General features: G+C 70.7%; 19 protein-coding genes. 13 read left to right on the forward strand and 6 right to left on the reverse strand.

Annotated features, from left to right (window positions below; translation table 11 throughout):
- Positions 1 to 5 precede the first annotated feature (5 nt).
- Positions 6 to 497, reverse strand: a complete 492-nt coding sequence (purE, locus tag QSJ33_RS02055; RefSeq protein ID WP_285722522.1) for a 5-(carboxyamino)imidazole ribonucleotide mutase — start codon at positions 495 to 497, stop codon at positions 6 to 8.
- 262 nt (positions 498 to 759) lie between these two features.
- On the opposite strand from purE, the gene QSJ33_RS02060 reads away from it, so the two are divergent.
- On the forward strand, positions 760 to 1,992 hold the full coding sequence (locus QSJ33_RS02060) for an aminoacetone oxidase family FAD-binding enzyme (protein ID WP_285722523.1): 1,233 nt from the start codon (positions 760 to 762) through the stop codon (positions 1,990 to 1,992).
- Between the two features lie 7 nt (positions 1,993 to 1,999).
- On the opposite strand, the gene QSJ33_RS02065 is transcribed toward QSJ33_RS02060, so the two are convergent.
- From QSJ33_RS02065 to QSJ33_RS02075, 3 genes are all read right to left on the reverse strand, one after another.
- Entirely contained in the window at positions 2,000 to 3,010 is a 1,011-nt protein-coding gene (locus QSJ33_RS02065) for a type I glyceraldehyde-3-phosphate dehydrogenase (RefSeq protein WP_285722525.1), read from the reverse strand.
- 3 nt (positions 3,011 to 3,013) lie between these two features.
- Entirely contained in the window at positions 3,014 to 4,018 is a 1,005-nt protein-coding gene (gap, locus tag QSJ33_RS02070) for a type I glyceraldehyde-3-phosphate dehydrogenase (protein WP_285722526.1), read from the reverse strand.
- 136 nt (positions 4,019 to 4,154) lie between these two features.
- The gene (locus tag QSJ33_RS02075; protein ID WP_285722528.1) at positions 4,155 to 4,379 is read right to left on the reverse strand and encodes a helix-turn-helix domain-containing protein; all 225 of its coding nucleotides are present in this window, start codon (positions 4,377 to 4,379) and stop codon (positions 4,155 to 4,157) included.
- Positions 4,380 to 4,491: 112 nt separating this feature from the next.
- Between QSJ33_RS02075 and pyk the strand changes: the two genes are divergently transcribed.
- Both pyk and QSJ33_RS02085 read left to right on the forward strand, forming a co-directional pair.
- Complete coding sequence (gene pyk, locus QSJ33_RS02080; protein WP_285722529.1) at positions 4,492 to 5,940, forward strand: pyruvate kinase; 1,449 nt, start codon at positions 4,492 to 4,494, stop codon at positions 5,938 to 5,940.
- A 28-nt stretch (positions 5,941 to 5,968) separates the two neighbouring features.
- Complete coding sequence (locus QSJ33_RS02085) at positions 5,969 to 6,496, forward strand: DinB family protein (RefSeq protein ID WP_285722530.1); 528 nt, start codon at positions 5,969 to 5,971, stop codon at positions 6,494 to 6,496.
- A gap of 3 nt (positions 6,497 to 6,499) precedes the next feature.
- Here QSJ33_RS02085 and QSJ33_RS02090 read toward each other — a convergent pair whose 3' ends face one another.
- Positions 6,500 to 6,787 (reverse strand): hypothetical protein, encoded by a 288-nt coding sequence (locus QSJ33_RS02090; protein ID WP_285722531.1) that lies wholly within the window; start codon positions 6,785 to 6,787, stop codon positions 6,500 to 6,502.
- 47 nt (positions 6,788 to 6,834) lie between these two features.
- Between QSJ33_RS02090 and QSJ33_RS02095 the strand changes: the two genes are divergently transcribed.
- The 8 genes from QSJ33_RS02095 to QSJ33_RS02130 all read left to right on the forward strand — a co-directional run bounded on the left by QSJ33_RS02095 (position 6,835) and on the right by QSJ33_RS02130 (position 14,937).
- A complete protein-coding gene (locus tag QSJ33_RS02095) occupies positions 6,835 to 6,996 on the forward strand; it encodes a hypothetical protein (protein WP_285722532.1) in 162 nt (53 codons plus the stop codon).
- A gap of 297 nt (positions 6,997 to 7,293) precedes the next feature.
- The gene (locus QSJ33_RS02100) at positions 7,294 to 8,526 is read left to right on the forward strand and encodes a CinA family nicotinamide mononucleotide deamidase-related protein (protein ID WP_285722533.1); all 1,233 of its coding nucleotides are present in this window, start codon (positions 7,294 to 7,296) and stop codon (positions 8,524 to 8,526) included.
- A 12-nt stretch (positions 8,527 to 8,538) separates the two neighbouring features.
- Positions 8,539 to 9,228, forward strand: coding sequence for a glycerol-3-phosphate 1-O-acyltransferase PlsY (gene plsY, locus QSJ33_RS02105; RefSeq protein ID WP_285722534.1), 690 nt, complete (start codon positions 8,539 to 8,541; stop codon positions 9,226 to 9,228).
- Positions 9,221 to 10,222 (forward strand): NAD(P)H-dependent glycerol-3-phosphate dehydrogenase, encoded by a 1,002-nt coding sequence (locus QSJ33_RS02110; RefSeq protein WP_285722535.1) that lies wholly within the window; start codon positions 9,221 to 9,223, stop codon positions 10,220 to 10,222. Before plsY ends, QSJ33_RS02110 begins: the two co-directional genes overlap by 8 nt.
- A gap of 13 nt (positions 10,223 to 10,235) precedes the next feature.
- On the forward strand, positions 10,236 to 11,297 hold the full coding sequence (locus tag QSJ33_RS02115) for a zinc-binding dehydrogenase (protein WP_285722536.1): 1,062 nt from the start codon (positions 10,236 to 10,238) through the stop codon (positions 11,295 to 11,297).
- Positions 11,298 to 11,358: 61 nt separating this feature from the next.
- Positions 11,359 to 12,411 (forward strand): bifunctional UDP-4-keto-pentose/UDP-xylose synthase, encoded by a 1,053-nt coding sequence (locus QSJ33_RS02120; RefSeq protein ID WP_285722537.1) that lies wholly within the window; start codon positions 11,359 to 11,361, stop codon positions 12,409 to 12,411.
- Positions 12,412 to 12,504: 93 nt separating this feature from the next.
- Positions 12,505 to 13,200, forward strand: a complete 696-nt coding sequence (locus tag QSJ33_RS02125) for a CTP synthase C-terminal region-related (seleno)protein (protein ID WP_285722538.1) — start codon at positions 12,505 to 12,507, stop codon at positions 13,198 to 13,200.
- Positions 13,201 to 13,239: 39 nt separating this feature from the next.
- Entirely contained in the window at positions 13,240 to 14,937 is a 1,698-nt protein-coding gene (locus tag QSJ33_RS02130; RefSeq protein WP_285722539.1) for a phospholipid carrier-dependent glycosyltransferase, read from the forward strand.
- Positions 14,938 to 14,960: 23 nt separating this feature from the next.
- Here QSJ33_RS02130 and QSJ33_RS02135 read toward each other — a convergent pair whose 3' ends face one another.
- Positions 14,961 to 15,203: a hypothetical protein gene (locus tag QSJ33_RS02135; protein WP_285722540.1), complete on the reverse strand. Its 243-nt coding sequence runs from the start codon at positions 15,201 to 15,203 to the stop codon at positions 14,961 to 14,963.
- A gap of 92 nt (positions 15,204 to 15,295) precedes the next feature.
- On the opposite strand from QSJ33_RS02135, the gene QSJ33_RS02140 reads away from it, so the two are divergent.
- Positions 15,296 to 16,960: an ArnT family glycosyltransferase gene (locus QSJ33_RS02140; protein WP_285722541.1), complete on the forward strand. Its 1,665-nt coding sequence runs from the start codon at positions 15,296 to 15,298 to the stop codon at positions 16,958 to 16,960.
- A gap of 19 nt (positions 16,961 to 16,979) precedes the next feature.
- Positions 16,980 to 17,357: a DMT family transporter gene (locus tag QSJ33_RS02145; protein WP_285722542.1), complete on the forward strand. Its 378-nt coding sequence runs from the start codon at positions 16,980 to 16,982 to the stop codon at positions 17,355 to 17,357.
- Positions 17,358 to 17,456 lie beyond the last annotated feature (99 nt).

The following is a 17,456-nucleotide window of genomic DNA, read 5'->3' on the forward strand; positions in this document are numbered from 1 at the left end:
GGACTTCAAGGCAGCCGGTCGTTCAGGAGCACCTTCTGGGTCTGGGCCTCGCGGTAGGCCCGCAGGCGGGCCCGCAGGGCCTCGTCGGTGCCGGCGAGGATGGCTGCGGCGAGCAGCGCGGCATTCACGGCGCCGGCCTTGCCGATGGCGAGGGTGCCCACGGGGATGCCCGCGGGCATCTGGACGATGGAGAGGAGGGAATCCATGCCGTTCAGGGCCTTGCTCTGCACGGGCACGCCCAGGACGGGGAGGGCGGTCTTGGCGGCGGCCATGCCCGGCAGGTGGGCGGCCCCTCCGGCCCCGGCGATGATCACCCGAAGGCCCCGGCCCTCCGCCTTCTCGCAGTACTTGAACAGCTTGTCCGGCGTGCGGTGGGCGCTCACCACCTCGGCCTCGAAGGGGATGCCCAGCTCCTTGAGCGCCTCCGCCGCATGCTCCATCGTCTCCCAGTCAGAGCGGCTGCCCATGATGAGGCCCACCAGCGGTCGATCCAGCATGCGTCATCCCTCCAGAAGAACGGTCGAACGGGACTGCAAGCAGCAGTCTGAGCCAGCGAAGTCGGCGAAGGTGATGAGGCCCACCAGCGGTCGATCCAGCATGCGTCATCCCTCCAGAAGAACGGTCGAACGGGACTGCAAGCAGCCGTCTGAGCCAGCGAAGTCGGCGAAGATGATGAGGCCCACCAGCGGTCGATCCAGCATTCGTCACCTCTCCGGGATGTCGGCCAACGACTCGAGGATACCCGGTCATGATGGACGGATGACGAGCGTGATCGTGGTGGGCGGCGGGGCGGCGGGGCTGGTGGCGGCCTGGCGGGCGGCGTCCATGGGCCACCGGGTGACCCTGCTGGAGGCCAACGGGCGGCTGGGGGTGAAGCTCCGGATCAGCGGCGGCGGGAAGTGCAACATCACCCATGACGGACCCCCGAAGGCCCTGCTCGCGGCCTTCACGAAGGAGCAGGCCCGGTTCCTCCGGCCCTCCCTCCACGCCTTCGGCAACGAGGCCGTGCTGGATCTCCTGCGGCAGGAAGGCGTGGCGACCTACGTCCGCGACAATGGCCGGGTGTTCCCCCTGGACCGCCCGGGCAGTGCCGCTGCCGTGGTGGCGGCCTTCGAAACGAGGGTGCGCCGGGCGGGGGTGGTGGTGCGCAGCGGGGCCCGGGTGACGGGGCTCCTCGGAAGCGCGCCCCGGATCGACGGCGTCCGCCTGGAGCGGGAGGACCTGGCCGCGGAGGAGGTGATCCTGGCCACCGGCGGCGCCAGCTATCCCGAGACCGGCACGCGGGGCGAAGTCCTCGACTGGCTGAAGGCCCTGGGCGTCCCCGTGCGTCCCTGGTTCCCGGCCCTGGCGCCCATCCCGCTGGAGATCCCGAGGCCGGCCTGGGAGGGGGTCGCCCTGAGGGACGGCGAGCTGCGGCTGTCGGCCGGGCCCGGGGGACGGCGTCTCGCGGCCTTCGCCGGGGACCTGCTCTTCACGAAGGCCGGCCTCAGCGGCCCCGCGGCCCTGGAGCTGAGCCAGGCCACGGAGCGGGCCCGACGGAGCGGGGCCGCCTGGCTCACCTACGCCGCGATGGCGGATCCCCCGGAGTCCGTGGACGCGGCGTTGCAGGCGGAAGCCCGCGCGAATCCCAGGCTGCTGGCGGCGACCTGGCTGGATCGCCATCTGCCCGAGCGGCTGGTGGGACCCCTGCTGGCGGAGGCTGGTGTTCCGTCGGACCTCCGGCTGAAGGCTCTCTCCCGGGATGCGCGGAAGGCCCTGGTCTCGCTGGCCACGGCCCTGCCGCTGGGGGGCCCCCGGGCGGTACCCCTGGCGCGGGGGGAGGTGGCGGCGGGCGGCGTGGACCTGGCCGCGGTGGATCCCCGCACCATGCTGCTCCGCGGCTGGGAGAACCTGCGGGCCTGCGGCGAGCTGCTGGACCTCGACGGGCCCGTGGGCGGCTACAACCTGCAGGCGGCCTTCAGCACGGGCTACGCCGCCGGGACGCTCGCCTGACGGACCGTCAGATCCGTCCCGCCAGGTCCATCACCAGGTCGCAGAGGCGGGCGGCATAGCCGGTCTCGTTGTCGTGCCAGCCGAAGACCTTCACGAAGCGGGGGCCCAGGGCCATGGTGAGGTCCAGGTCCATCACCACGCTCTCGGCCCGGCCCGTGAAGTCGCTGCTCACGGCGTGGGGATCGGCGATGCCCACGAGGCCCTTCCAGGCGCCTCCGGCGGCGTCCTGGAAGGCTCGGCGGATCCCCGCCACGTCCGCATCCCGGCGGAGGGTCGCCACCACGTCCACCAGGTTCACGTTGAGGGTGGGCACGCGGAGGGCCACGCCGCCGAAGCCCTCCGGGAGGGTGGGTATGACCCGGTGCAGGGCCCCGAAGGCGCTGGAGGTGGTGGGGATGATGCTCATGAAGGCGGCCCGTGCCCGGCGCAGGTCCTTGTGGGGCAGGTCCATCAGGCGCTGGTCGTTGGTCACGACGTGGACCGTGCTCATCCCCGCGTGATCGAGGCCGAAGGCCTGGTCCAGGATCCGCAGCATGGGGGCAGTGGCGTGGGCCGTGCAGCTGGCGTTCGAGATGACCCGGTGGCGGGCCAGCTCCAGCTCCGCGCCGTTCACCGGGGCGATCACCGTAAGATCCGCGTCCGGACTGGGGGCGCTGATGACGACGTGCGTGACGGCGCCCTTCAGGTGCCGGGCGGCGTCGGCCCGCCGGGTGAAGCGGCCGCTGGCCTCCACAACCAGGCTGGCGCAGTCGGGGAAGGGGATCTCCGATGGCTCCGGGGCATGGAAGAGGGGCACCTTCCGGTCGCCGAGCCGCAGGAAGTCCTGGCCTGCTTCCTGAAGGCCGTCAATGGGCAGGTCGAGGCAGCCATGCACCGAGTCGTGGCGGAGCAGGTGCACCACCTGGTCCAGGGGGGCGGGGTCATTGAGGGCGCAGAGGAGGTCGGGACGCCGTTCGGCGAGGAGGCGGACGGCGAGGCGGCCGATGCGGCCCAGGCCGTTGAGGGCGATGGTCTTCATCGGTTAGATCCGCTCCAGGACGTGCAGACAGAGGTCCTTCAGCCGGGCGGCGTAGCCGAATTCATTGTCGTACCAGGCGAAGACCTTGATCATGCGGGGGCCAAGGAGCTTGGTGAGGAAGGGATCGTAGAGGGCGCTGGCGGGGTTGCCCACCAGGTCCACGCTCACCAGTTCGGCCTCGAGCACCTCCAGGTAGGGCGCCAGGGGGCCCTGGGCGGCGGCCTTCCGGAAGGCCGCGTGGATGCCGTCCAGCGTGGCATCGGATTTCAGGGTGGCCGTGAGATCCACGATGCTGACGTCCGGGGTGGGGACGCGCACGGCGAGGCCGTCCAGGCGGCCCTTGAGGTGGGGAAGCACGAGGCCGATGGCCTTGGGTGCGCCGCTGCTGGTGGGGATCATGCTCAGGGCCGCGGCCCGGGCCCGGCGCAGGTCCTTGTGGGGCAGGTCGAGGATGCGCTGGTCGTTGGTGTAGCTGTGCACCGTGGTCATGAAGCCGTGGTCCAGTCCGAAGGCGTCATCCAGGACCTTCACCACCGGGGCCAGGCAGTTGGTGGTGCAGCTGGCGTTGGAGAGGACACGCTCCTTCGCCAGATCCAGGCTCCCCTCGTTCACGCCCATCACCACGGTGCGATCGGCGTCGGCGGAGGGAGCGCTGATGAGCACGTGGCTCACGCCGTTCTGGAGGTGGGCGGCGGCCTGGGCCCGCCGGGTGAAGCGGCCCGTGCATTCCAGCACCACCTGGGCTCCGAGGCTGCCGAAGGGGATCAGCTGCGGATCCTTCTCGGCGTAGACGCGGATGCGGCGGCCGTCCAGCACCAGGAACCCGCCGTCGGAGGCCACGGGGAAGTCAGCCTGGCCGTGGACGGAGTCGTACTTCATCAGGTGCGCCAGGGTGGCGGCATCCGTGAGGTCGTTCACGGCGACCACCTGGACATGGGGAGCCTTCACCAGGTGCCGCAGCGCCAGACGGCCGATGCGGCCCAGCCCGTTGATGGCCACCTTCTTCATGCCTGCCTCCGGAATCCTGTTGTATCGGTTCGGGGCGGGTCCTGTCGAAGGAAATCGCGGTGTTTCCGACGGAATGGAAAAGCCCGGCAGAGCCGGGCTTCGGGGCGGGTCAGGCGGAGGATGTCGGGGGGCGGCCCTAGCTGGCCAGGCTGACGCGCCGGAGGCGGCTGGGGGGGGCCTCCAGCTTCTTCGACAGGGTGTTGCGGTGGATGCCCAGTTCGCGCGCGGCCGCGCTGTGGTTGCCCTCGTGGGCGGCCAGGACTTCCTGGATGAACAGCCGCTCGAATTCACGGCAGGCCATCTCCAGCGGCACGCCGCCACGCACCATCTCGGCCACGAGACTTCGCAGCTTCTCGCGCATTCGGTTCTCTCCAACAACGAATCGGGAGATCGAAGGTAGCACTCCGGTGTCGCTGTGCAAAGCCCTGTGACATGATGAAAAGGCAGGCCCGCTCTGTGGAAAACTGTGTGGAATGCCTGTGGACGTGAGGTGGCTTGTGACGCGCAAAACCAAACTCGTGATGACCTTGGGTCCCGCGATGCTCCAGGGCGACCGTCTGCGGGAAGCGCTGCGGGAGGCGGATGCGGTCCGCCTGAATGCCAGCCACGGTGACCCCGAGACCCGGGCGGAGAACCTCCGGCGGGTGCGCGAGCTGGCCCTCGAGCTCGGGCGGGCGATCCCCGTCTTCCTCGACCTCCAGGGGCCCAAGTGGCGCATCGGCGAGCTGGCCGAGCCCGTGGAGCTCGTCGAGGGGAGCCAGGGCGTCTTCTACCGGACCGGCTCGCCCGCCCCGACGGGCCTCGCCTGGACTGCGCCCCTGCCGCACCCCGAGCTGTTCGACGGCGCGGAGGTGGGTCAGCACTGGCTGCTGGATGACGCGGCCCTGGAAGTGGAGATCACCGCCGTCACGCCGGAGGCCCTGCGGGCCAAGGTGCTGGTGGGCGGTCCGCTGAAGGGGCGCAAGGGCGTCCATCCCATCGGCATGTCCCTGAACATGGATCCCCTCACGGAGAAGGACCACGCCGACATCCGCTGGGGCGTGGAGCACCAGGTGGACCTCTTCGCCCAGAGCTTCGTCCGCCGGGCCTCGGACGTGCAGCAGCTCCAGGCCATCATCCAGCACCTGGGGGGCACCCAGCCCGTCATCGCCAAGATCGAGCATCCGGCGGCCCTGGCCTTCCTGGAGGAGATCCTCGACGTGTCCTGGGGCGTCATGGTGGCGCGGGGCGACCTGGGCGTGGAACTGGGCGTGGAGCGGGTCCCCGGCCTCCAGAAGCAGATCATCAAGGCTGCGCGCCGGGCCCTCAAGCCCGTGATCACCGCCACGCAGATGCTGGAGAGCATGATCGAACATCCGCAGCCCACCCGGGCGGAGGCCAGTGACGTGGCCAACGCCATCTGGGATGGCACCGATGCGGTGATGCTCAGCGCGGAGAGCGCCACGGGGAAGTACCCGGTGGAGGCCGTCCAGTGGCTGGCCCGCATCGCCACGGAGGCCGATGCCAACGTCAAGCAGCGGGCCAAGACGCTGCCCGAGGAGTTCGCCGAGAAGGTGCTGGCCCGGACGGACATCTCCGTGGCCTTCGCGGCCTGCCGCACGGCGGATGAGATCAATGCCCGCTGGATCGTGGCCTTCACGGAGGGGGGCGGCACCGCCCGCATGGTGAGCCGGCTGGCGGGCCGGACGCCCGTCCTGGGGGCGACCGTGGATGAGACCACCGCCCGGCGCATGGGGCTCCTCCGGGGCGTCACCTCCATGCTCATCCCCCGGGTGAGCAGCACGGACGAGATGGTGGAGGTGGTGCGGGAACTCCTCCAGGCCAAGCACGAACTCATGAGCCTCGATCGGGTGGTGATGACCATGGGTCTCCCCTTGTGGAAGAGCGGCACGACGAACACCATGAAGGTGATGACGTTCTAGCCCGCCCGAGGGCGGCGAGGAGCCAGCCATGATCCCGGATCGTCCCAAGCCCGGCGAGTACGCCCCGTCCTACGCCCCCTACGTGGCCGCCGTTCCCGAGGGCGACGTGCTGGCCCTCCTCCAGGTCCAGGTGGACGAGGTCAGCGCCCTCTTCGGTGGCCTGAGCGAACTCCAGGCCGGATTCCGTTATGCCCCCGGGAAATGGACCCTCAAGGACCTGCTCCAGCACCTGATCGACTCGGAGCGGGTGTTCAGCTACCGCGCCATGCGGGTGGGCAGGGGGGACACCACGCCCCTCCCGGGCTACGAGGAGAATGCCTACGCCGCAGCGGCCCATGCCGACCGGCGCCTGCTGCCGGAACTCCTGGCCGAATGGCAGGCGGTCCGCGCCGGGAGCCTGGGGCTGTTCCGCAGCTTCCCCGAGGCCGCCTGGAGCAACATCGGCAACGCCAACGGGGTACCCGTCTCGGCCCGCTGCTTCCCGTACTTCTGCGCGGGCCACACGGCCCATCATCTGGGGATCATCCAGGAACGCTACCTTCCGGCGATGAAGTAGGCCTCAGTCCCCGGTCAGTCCCCAGTCCCCCAGGGCGGCCAGCAGGCGCTGGAGCTGCTCCGTCTCCGTGGTGTGGAAACGGCTCACCAGCTTCCAGCCCTGGGCCACCTTCTGGTAGCGGTGCAGCCAGAGGAAGGGGCCTTCCCAGGGGGCCTCGGAGTCGCCGCGGGTCTTCACGAGGTAGGCCACGGTGGTCCAGGGGCCCCGGGAGAGGAAGCGGCGGCCCAGTTCCTGGAGACCGCTGTCCTCGTCGGATTCGAGCACCAGGTCGTCGAGGTCGGGAATGAGCATGGGAACACCTTTCCTGTTCGGAACATCCTAGGCCCCGGAGGGCCTCCGTGGAAAAGCTCATGGGATTCGTCGGCGCCACCCTGGGCAGCATGGTGGGCTGGTGGCTGGGCATGTTCGTGGGCATCGGGACGGCGGTGGTGCTGAGCGTGGTGGGGACCGGCGTCGGGATCTGGGCGGGGCGCTGGGCGCTCGAGCGCTGGCTGGAGTGAGAGTGCCTAACCAGACCCCCACGGGGCCGCGCGAGGGCCGCCGGGCGAGCGAGGCGAGGAACGCGAGGAGACGCGTAGCGGGTACTACGCGCGACGAGCGTGACGTGGCACCGCGACGCCCGCCGGCCCTCGCCCGGAGGGAGAAAGCCAGGTGGGCGCCCCGCGGCGTCACGGCCCTTGAACGATGTCCCGCATCGCCCTGCGGGCCCTTCCTTGCGGAGCATCCCACCTGGCTTTCTCGCGGCCCCGTCGGGGTTTGGTTAGGCACTCTTGGCCGGCTGTGGTTCGATGGATCCCATGCGGATCGAATGCATCGCCATCGGGACCGAACTGCTCACCACCCGGCGCCTGGACACCAACTCAGTGTGGCTGGCGGAGCGGCTGGCGGAACTGGGACTTGGCCTGAGCCTGAAGACCGCCGTGGGCGACAGCCGGGAGGACCTGGCGGAGGTCTTCCGGGCGGCCCTGGAACGCTCGGACCTCATCCTCACCACGGGCGGCCTGGGCCCCACCTTCGACGACTTCACCAAGGAACTCTTCGCGGAGATCCTCGGCGTGCCCCTGCGGGAGGACGCCCAGAGCCGGGCGGACATCCTGGCCTTCTACGAAGCGAGGCAGCGGGTGCCCCCCCCGGCCAATTTCAAGCAGGCGCTCATCCCGGAGGGGGCCGTGGCGCTGCGGAACCAGGTGGGCACGGCCCCTGGGGTCCTCTGGGTGGACCCTCCGGGGCACCCGGGCACCCGCATCCTCATGTTCCCGGGCGTTCCCCGGGAGATGAAGCGCATGTGGGAGGAGCACGCCCTGCCGCGCCTCCGGTCCCTGGCGGGCCGGCCGGTCCACACCCTCCGCCTGGTGGTGGGCGGTGTACCGGAAAGTACCCTCGACCAGCGGACCCAGGAACTCCGGGAGCGCCACGGGCAGCTCGATTGGACCATCCTGGCCAGCCTCACCCAGGTGGAGCTGCTGGCCCGCGGGGATGATCCCGTAGCCCTCGAACGGGCCAGGGCGGACTTCGAACCCCTGCTCGATGCGGACCTGGCCTGCGTGGGCGAGGGCAACCTGGAGGATGCGGTGCTGGACCGGCTGAAGGTGCGGGGCGAGACCCTGGCCGTGGCCGAGAGCATGACCGGGGGCCTGCTGGCGTCCCGGCTCACCGCCATCCCCGGCGCCAGCGCCGCCTTCCTGGGCGGCGCGACGGTCTACAGCGCCCAGGCCAAGTCGGCCCTGCTGGGGCTGGACCCTGCCACCCTGGCCACGGAGGGCACCGTATCCGAGGCCACCAGCCGGCGCCTCGCAGAGGCCGTGCGGGCCAAGCTCGGCGCCACCTGGGGCCTGGCCGTCACCGGCAACGCCGGGCCCGGAGCCGAGGGCGACGCGCCCGTGGGTACCGTTCACCTGGCCCTTGCCGGCCAGGATGGAACAGATTCGCGCACCTTCCATGTGCCGGGAGACCGCAGCGAAGTACAGCTCCGAGGCACCGCCCGAGCCCTGGACCTGCTCCGACGCGCGCTGGGGCCCGGGGGCCGCTGATACACTGGGTCCATGCCTTCCACCGATCCGACATTCCTGGTCCTCGGGTGCCTCGCGGCCTTCGGCTGCGGCAGCATCCCCTTCGGCCTCATCCTCGTGAAGCTGGCCGGGAAGGGGGATGTCCGCGCCCACGGCAGCGGCAACATCGGGGCCACCAACGTGAGCCGGGTGGGGGGCAAGGGCCTCGGGATGGTCACCCTGCTGCTGGACATCGCGAAGGGCTTCCTGCCGGTGTTCCTGGCGAGGCAGGCCGCCTTCCCCGTGGACATGCAGGCGGCGCTCGCCCTCTGCGCCACGGCGGGGCATGTCTTCACCCCCTGGCTGAAGTTCAAGGGCGGGAAGGGCGTGGCCACGGCCCTCGGGGCGGCCCTGGCCTACCGGGCCGTGGCCGTGCTGCCCAGCCTCGGGCTCTTCATCCTCCTGGTGGCCCTCACGCGGTACGTGAGCCTGGGGAGCATCGTGGGCGCCCTGGCGCTGCCGGTCTCCATGGGCTGGGTGCGGGAGACGGTGCACAAGGCGAACCTGCTCGGCATCGAGGTCCAGGCCGGGATCCGGGAGCAGGATCCCTGGCAGGCCGTCTTCCTCTGGGTGCTCATCGCCCTGCTGGTGGTGGCCAAGCACCACGAGAACATCGCCCGGCTCCTGAAGGGCACCGAATCGCCGCTCTGGGGCGCGAAGAAGGGGGAGGCCCCCCATGCCTAGCCGCCCGGACATCGGCATCTTCGGCTCGGGCGCCTGGGGCACCGCCCTGGGCATCACCTGGGCCCGGGCCGGCGCGGACGTCATCCTCTGGAGCGGATTCCCGGAGGAGGTGGCCCAGCTCTCCGCCGGCCGCTGCCACCCGCGTCTGAAGGACGCCCCCTTCCCCGATTCGCTGCGGGTGACCGGCGAGGCCACCGAGGCCTTTTCGGCACCGCTCTGGATCTCGGCCATGCCCACCCAGGCCACGCCGGACGCCTGGCGGCGGCTGCGGGCAGAGGCCCCGGCACCCCCGGAACTGGTCATCCACGTGAGCAAGGGCATCCTCCAGAGCACCCACCAGACCCTGACGCAGGCCCTCACGGGGGTGCTGGACGTGCCGGTGGGCGCCCTCTCGGGCCCCACCTTCGCGGACGAGGTGGCCCGGGGTGTGCCCTCGGCCATCGTGCTGGCCCTGCCGCCCTCGGTACCCGATGCGCGGGCCCAGGCCCTGCAGGTCCGGCTGGCCTCGGAGCGCCTCCGCATCTACCTCAGCCGCGACGTGGTGGGCACCGAGCTCTGCGGTGCCCTCAAGAACGTGCTGGCCATCGCCGCCGGCCTGGTGGACGGCCTCAAGCTGGGCTACAACGCCCGGGCCGCCCTCATCACCCGGGGGCTGGCCGAGATGGCCCGCCTCGTGGAGGCCCTCGGCGGCCAATCTTCCACGGTCATGGGCCTCGCCGGCATGGGCGACCTGCTGCTCACTGCCACGGGTCCCCAGAGCCGCAACCGCACCTTCGGCGAGCTGGTGGGGAAGGGGCAGTCCGTCGAGGCGGCCCGGGACGCCCTGGGCGGGCAGATCATCGAGGGCATGTTCACCACCCAGGCGGCCCTGGCCCTGGCGGCGGAAGTCGGCGTGGAGCTGCCTATCGCCAACGAAGTGCAGCGGCTCCTGAACGGGGAATCCCCGAAGGAGGCCGTACAGCGCCTCATGACCCGGGAGCTGAAGTCGGAGTAGCCAGGAGGACCGCATGGCCCAGCCCTTCCGTTTCCGCGTGAACCAGCACGGCCCGGCGGGTTCGCCCGTCCGCGAGACCTTCGAGCCTGCGGCGCCGAAGCCGGGCTGGGTGCGCCTCGAACTCAGGGCCATGGCCCTGAACCACCTGGATCTCTGGACCACGGTGGGCCTTCCGGGCTATCCGCTCCCGCTGCCCGTCACGCCCGGCTGCGATGGGGCCGGGGTCCTGGATGCCGTGGGTGAAGGCACGGCCCTGCCGCCCGGGGTGGAGGCTGGCGGCAGCGTGATGATCGCGCCCGGCCTCAGCTGCGGCCTCTGCCCGGCCTGCCTCCGGGGCGACGACATGCTCTGTCCGACCTACGGGGTGCTGGGCCATGTGGCCGACGGCACCGCAGCCACCCACGTGCTGGTGCCCGCGGCGAACCTGTTGCCCATCCCCGGCAACTGGAGCTTCGAGCAGGCCGCGGCCTTCCCGCTGGTGTTCCTCACCGCCTGGGAGATGCTCGTCCACAAGGCCAGGCTGTGCCCCGGCGAGACGGTGCTGGTCTGGGGCGGCGGCAGCGGGGTGGGGAGCGCCGCCATCCAGCTGGTGAAGGCCCTGGGGGGCTCGGCCATCGCCGTGGTGGGCAACGACGAGAAGGCCATGAAGTGCTGGGACCTGGGCGCCGAGCATGTGATCGTCCGCGGGGACCTCAAGGCCCTGCCCGGGAAGGTCCGGGACCTGACGGGCAAGCGCGGGGTGGATGTGGTGTTCGAGCACACCGGGGCCCTCACCTGGGGTGCCAGCCTGGCCGCCTGCGCCCGGGGCGGGCGCATCGTCACCTGCGGGGCCACCACGGGCCGGGAGACCACCTTCGACCTGCGGGCCCTCTTCGCCAAGCAGCTCCAGGTGCTCGGCTCCTACATGGGGCGCCGCGAGCACCTCTGGACCCTCCTCTCGCTGGTCCAGAAGAACCCCACGAACCCCCCCTTCCGGCCTGTCATCGACCGCGTCTTCGACCTGGGCGACTATCCCGAGGCCCAGCGCCATCTGGAGCGGGGACAGGGGTTCGGCAAGGTGGTGTGCCGGGTCTGAGCGTGGGGTGCCGGCCCAGAGCTGGTAGACTCGATCATTTGCGTTTGCCATCGGAGCTCCCGTGAAAGTCCTCATCCTCGGCGTCAACGGTTTCATCGGTTCCCACCTGGTGGGTCGCATCCTCCGGGATACGGACTGGGAGGTCTTCGGCCTGGACCTGGGGACGAACAAGGTCGAGGAGCACCTTGGGAATCCCCGGTTCCACTTCGTCGAGGGCGACGTCACGATCTCCAAGGAGTGGATCGAGTACCACATCAAGAAGTGCGACGTGGTGCTGCCCCTGGTGGCCATCGCCACGCCCAAGGTCTACGTGACCGATCCCCTGCGCGTCTTCGAACTGGACTTCGAGGAGAACCTCCGGGTGGTCCGCCAATGCGTGAAGTACAAGAAGCGCGTCGTCTTCCCCAGCACCTCCGAGGTCTACGGCATGTGCCCGGACGCGGAGTTCGACGAGCACGAGTCGCCCCTGGTGACCGGCCCCATCCCCATGAACCGCTGGATCTACAGCACCAGCAAGCAGCTGCTGGACCGCGTGATCTGGGCCTACGGCTTCCAGCACGGGCTCAAGTTCACGCTCTTCCGCCCCTTCAACTGGATGGGACCCAAGCTCGACAGCCTGAACACCGCGAAGGAGGGCAGCTCCCGCCTCGTGACCCAGTTCAGCTGGAACCTCTTCAACGGCGAGCCCCTGAACCTGGTGGACGGCGGCACGGCGCGCCGCTGCTTCATCGACGTGGAGGACGCCATGGACGGGCTCATGGCCGTCCTGCGCAACGAGGGCGGCCAGGCCGACGGCCAGATCTTCAACATCGGGAATCCCGCCAACGACTACAGCGTCCGCGAGATCGCCGAGATGATGATCGCCATCTGGAAGGACCACCCCTTCCGCAAGGAACGCGGCATCCCCGAGGGCCGCATGGTCGAGACCGGCAGCGGCGAGTTCTACGGGAAGGGCTACCAGGACGTGGCCCGGCGCACCCCCAGCATCAAGCGCATGCAGCAGACCTTCGGGTTCGCGCCCAAGGTGTCCATGCAGGACTCGCTCCGGAAGGCCATCGACTTCTTCGTCGAGGAACACAAGGCGCTCGAGAAGGTCGTCGAGACCGAGAACTAGGCCAGCGCAGACCTGGGTGATCCATGGCTCCGTACCCCGGGGAGGGGTGCGGGGCCATGTGGGCTTGGGAAGGATCGGGACAGGAGGGAAGCCATGCGGATGAAGGTGGTGATCGGCCTGGTGGGTGACTACGAGCCATCTGTACCAGCGCATCAGGCCATTCCGCTCGCGCTGGGACAGGCAGGCAGGGCGATGGGCTTCGAGGTCCGGTTCGAATGGGTCCCCACGGACGAAATCCGCTCTGTGTCCCGCTTCTCCGGTCTCGACGGGCTGTGGTGTGTACCGGCCAGCCCCTACCGCAGCATGGACGGCGCGCTCCTCGCCATCCGCCATGCCCGCGAGGGGGCTGTCCCCTTCCTCGGGACCTGCGGGGGCTTCCAGCATGCGGTCGTCGAGTACGCGCGGAACGTGCTGGGCTGGGCCGATGCCGACCATGCCGAAACGTCGCCGGACGCCGCGCGTGCCGTCATCGCCCCGCTGGCCTGTGCCCTGGTCGAAACCATGGGCCCCGTCCGGCTGTTCCCGGGAACCCGCATTGCGGCGGCCTATGGCGCGACGGAGACCAGGGAGGGGTACCGGTGCCGCTATGGGCTGAATCCCGAGTTCCAGGCCGCCCTCGTGGCCGGCCCGCTGCGGGCCGCCGCAGATGATGCCACCGGGGAGGTGCGCGCCGTGGAACTGGATGGGCACCCCTTCTTCGTGGCCACCCTGTTCCAGCCCGAACGGGCGGCCTTGATGGGCCGGACACCCCCCCTGGTCGCTGCTTTCGCACGGGCTTGCGCGGGTTAACCGGGCTCGATCCACCCCGTTCCAGATAGCCTAGAAGGCATGACGCGCCGTGAACGCTGGACCCTGATCCTGATCTGGCTGGGGCTGGGCCTCCTGCCCCTGCTGGTCCGCCCCCTCTGGGAGCCCGACGAGGCGCGCTACGCCGAGATCCCCCGGGAGATGCTGGCCACGGGGGACTGGCTCACGCCGCGGCTCAACGGGGTGCTCTACTTCGAGAAACCGCCCTTCCAGTACTGGCTGTCGGCCATCAGCATGAAGCTCTTCGGCGTGAACGGCGCCGCGGCACGCCTGCCCCTGGCGCTGGCCTCCGCCCTGGCGATGTGGGCCGCCTGGCGGCTGGCGAAGCGGCTGGGGGCCCGGCGGCCGCTGTGGGCGCCCTTCCTGGCCGTGACCTGCCTCCTGGGCTTCCTGGTGGGCCAGATCCTCACGCTGGACGCCCTCTTCAGCGCCTTCGTGGTGGCGGCCCTGGTGGCCTCGATGGAGGCCGTGGCCGCGCGGGTGGACAGCCGGCCCGCCACCGCCTGGACCCTCGGCGCCTTCGTCCTCCTCTCCGCGGCTTTCCTGACCAAGGGCGTGGCGGCGCTGGCCCTGATCGGTCCCGCCCTGGTCGCCTCCCTGGGATACGTGAAGGGCCGTCCCGGCCTGAAGAAGGCTGTCCTGGCCACGGCCTTCAACCCCTGGGGCTGGCTGCTGGCGGCGCTCCTGACGGCCCCCTGGTTCATCCTGGTGGATCGCGCGAACCCCGGCCACGCCTGGTTCTTCTTCATCCATGAGCACGTCGCCCGCTTCGCCACCCACGAGGCCAAGCGCCAGGGCTCGGACAACTGGTTCCTGGACAAGCTCTACTTCCTGGGGGTCCTCGGCGTCGGCCTGCTGCCCTGGCTCTCCGCCTGTCTGGTCGGCCTGCGCCGCGGCTGGGACTTCCTGCGCAGCCGCGGGCCCCGGGCGGAAGATGGCGGCTTCTCCCGCTGGGCCGTCGCCCTGGTGCTCCTCTCCATCGCCTGGCCCCTGTTCTTCTTCAGCATCTCGGGATCGAAGCTGCCGCCCTACATCCTTCCGGTGGTGGTCCCCCTGGCGGCCCTGGCCTGCACCTTCGAGCGGGAGGGCGAGGAGGGCAGGGCCCTGGCCCGCGTGGGCAGGGAACTGGGCCTCCTCGCCGTGATCTTCCTGGCGGCTGGCCTGGCCTTCTCGAAGGACCTGAGCGGGGGTCGGGGCTGGATCCTCGCGCTCGCGGCGGCCCTGGCCCTGCTGGCCCTGTGGGCGCACCGCCCGGGCAGCCTGACCGGGCCGGGCTGGAAGGTGCTCACCGGTCCCCGGTTGATGGCGGGACTCGGGGCCTGTCTCTGGCTGCTGATCCTGGCGGCGCAGGCTTCGGCAGGTCCCGGCAAGTCCGTGGCGGGACTGGTGCGGAGCGCGCCCGCCGATGCCCAGTGGATCAGCTACGGCAGCTACGCCCAGGGGATCGCCTTCTACGGTCGCACCCGCTGCGTGGTGGTGGCGGGTACGGGCGAGCTGGCCTACGGCCGGGACCACCTCGGTGCCGAGGCCGGCCGCTGGTTCGACGAGGATCCGGCGGCGCTCGGCACCGTGGCGGACCGGATGAAGGCGGGCGATCCGCACCGTCCCGTGCTGGTGCTGGCCCCGCCGCGGACCTGGGACCGGCTCGATCCGGCGGCCCGGGCGGGCTGGGAGGTGGTGCGACGCAGCCCCGGCGGCGTGGTGGCGCAGCGACGGTAGCGTTCGGGCTCCCCGGTTGGCCTCTACCCCTTGAAGGCCTTTTTAATCCCGTGGCCGGCTTCCTTGGCGCCCTTGGCGACGCCCTTGCCGGCCGTCTTCGCGCCGCGACCCACGGCCTTGCCGCCTTCCTTGGCCACGTGGCCGATGGCCTTGCCGCCCTCCTTCACGCCATGGGCGATCTCGCGACCTGCCTGCTTGAGGTCCTCCTTCACCCGGGAGGTGCCGGGCGTCGCGAGGAGGGCGAGGCTGAGCAGGGTGGGCAGCATGGTTTCATTCTAGGCCCTTTGGGGATTCCCGCCGCCTGGGGGAAGATGGAGGGATGGAAGACTTCCAGGATCAAGCCGTTCCGGGCGGGACCGTGGGCCGATGGGTCCGGCGGAACCTGCCCGTGCTCCTGTTCGCCTTGCTGTTGCTGGCGGTGCTGCCCATGCGGGACCTCTGGGCACCGGACGAGCCGGACTTCGCCCAGTGCGTGAAGGAGATGCGGCACATGGGCAGCTGGCTGCTGCCCTACCTGAACGGCCAGCCCTACAGCGAGAAGCCCATCCTCTACTACTGGGTGATGAAGGTCTCGGCCATCGTCTTCGACCACCTCACGGGCGGCCTCGGCTTCACCGAGGGTGTGGCGGCCTGGGCGCTGCGGCTGCCCTCGGTGGTGGCCTCCGTGGCTTTCATGGCGGCCTTCCGGCGCTGGGTCCGGCGCTTCCTCCCCGGGGAGACGGCAGATCTGGCGGTGATGGTGCTGGCCACCACGCCGATCTGGTTCTGGCAGTCCCAGTTCATCCAGATCGATCTCCTCTTCGCCGCGCTGCTCGCCTGGAGCTGGTTCTGTTGGCTGGCCGGCTACCTGCTGCTGAGGGGCCATGCGGCCCCCCTCGGCCCGGAGGAGCACCGGCGCTGGTTCCTCAAGGCCTATGTCTGGCTGGCCCTGGCCTTCCTGGCCAAGGGGCCCCTGGCGCCGGTGCTCTCCCTTCCGCTGGTGGGGGCCTTCCTCCTCTGGCAGCGGGACCTGAAGGCGCTTCCCCGCACGGGGATCGTGGCGGGCCTCGCGATCGCCCTGGCCCTCGTCGCGCCCTGGTACGTGGCAGCGGGGCTCAAGGGCGGCGCGCACTACGCCTACGAGATGATCGTGTACCAGAACTTCCAGCGGGCCACCCACGCCTGGGACCACATCCAGCCCTGGTGGCAGTACGGCCAGTACATGCTCGGCGACTTCTTCCCCTGGGTGCTGCTCCTGCCGGCCCTGGCCCTCCACCTGCGACGCCACGGGGCCTTCCGGGATCCCCTCCACCGCTTCCTGGTGCTGGCCTTCGCGGTGCCCTTCCTCTTCCTGAGCGCCGTCCAAAGCAAGCAGGGCAAGTACCTGCTCATGAGCTACCCCTTCCTGGCCCTGCTGATGGCCGGGCTCTGGCAGGCCGTGGCGGCGGAGGGTGCCTCCGCCCGCGCCCGCCGGCTGGGGGGACTCCTGGCGGCAGGCCTGGCCCTTCCCGCGGGCGCCCTCCTGGCGGTGGCCCTGGGGGCGGGCGGCGCGAGGCTCCAGGCGCAGGTGGCGCCCTACCTCGGACCGGTCCGCCTCATGGCCCTGGTGATGGTGACGGGGACCGGCGCGGTGGTGCTCCTGGCCATACGCTCCCAGGGCCGGCGGATGGTGCCGGCGGCGGCCCTGGGCCTCGGGCTGCTCTTCCTGGTGGGGGGCACCTGGGGCTTCCGCCGCCTGGACCCGGCCAAGAACTACCGCCGCTGGACCGTGGCCGTGCAGCCCCTGATCGCGGGCCGCCAGGTGTACTACTGGCAGACCCTCCGCAGCGGCGTCATGGTCTACACGGACCACCTGATGCCGGAGCTGCGGACGGCCGGGGCCCTGGAGCGGCTGGACCCGGAGGCCCGGCTCGTGGCCCAGCGCGACGAGTGGGAGCAGGACGCCTGGGGCATGTCCCCGGCCCTGCGGGCCCGGTTCGAGGTCCTGCTGGCCGTCCCCACCGGCGGCGGCGAGATCCTCCTCCTGAAGAAGAAACCCGACTGATGTGCGCTCCGGAGACGACATGAGCCCGAATGTGAAAGCCATCCCCCTCATCGTCGTGGGCGTCCTGCTCAACGCCCTGGCGCAGATCTGCCTCAAGAAGGGCCTCCAGGCCGCCGGGGGCATGCAGCTGGCCGCGGGCCCCCTGTTCCGCCTGATGCTGGAGCCATGGGTGATCGCCGGCCTGGCCTGCTATGCCGTGAGCGTGGTGGTCTGGCTGGGCGCCCTCAGCCTCGTGCAGGTGAACTACGCCTATCCCTTCCTGGCCCTCGGGTTCATCGCGAACGCCCTCATGGCCCGGGCCTTCCTCGGCGAGGCCATGACGCCCATGCGCTGGGTCGCCCTCGCCGTCATCGTGGTGGGCGTCAGCCTCCAGGCCCTGAGCGGACGGGGGCACTGAACCGGCATCACCCCTCCGGAGATCCCGCGGGGCTTGGTATCCTGGACCTTCCGTCCGGCCCTGATCCGCGGGAGCCGAGGGGGTCCGTTTCCGGGAGGC

This window comes from Geothrix rubra, assembly GCF_030268065.1.
Taxonomy (GTDB): Bacteria; Acidobacteriota; Holophagae; order Holophagales; family Holophagaceae; genus Geothrix; species Geothrix rubra.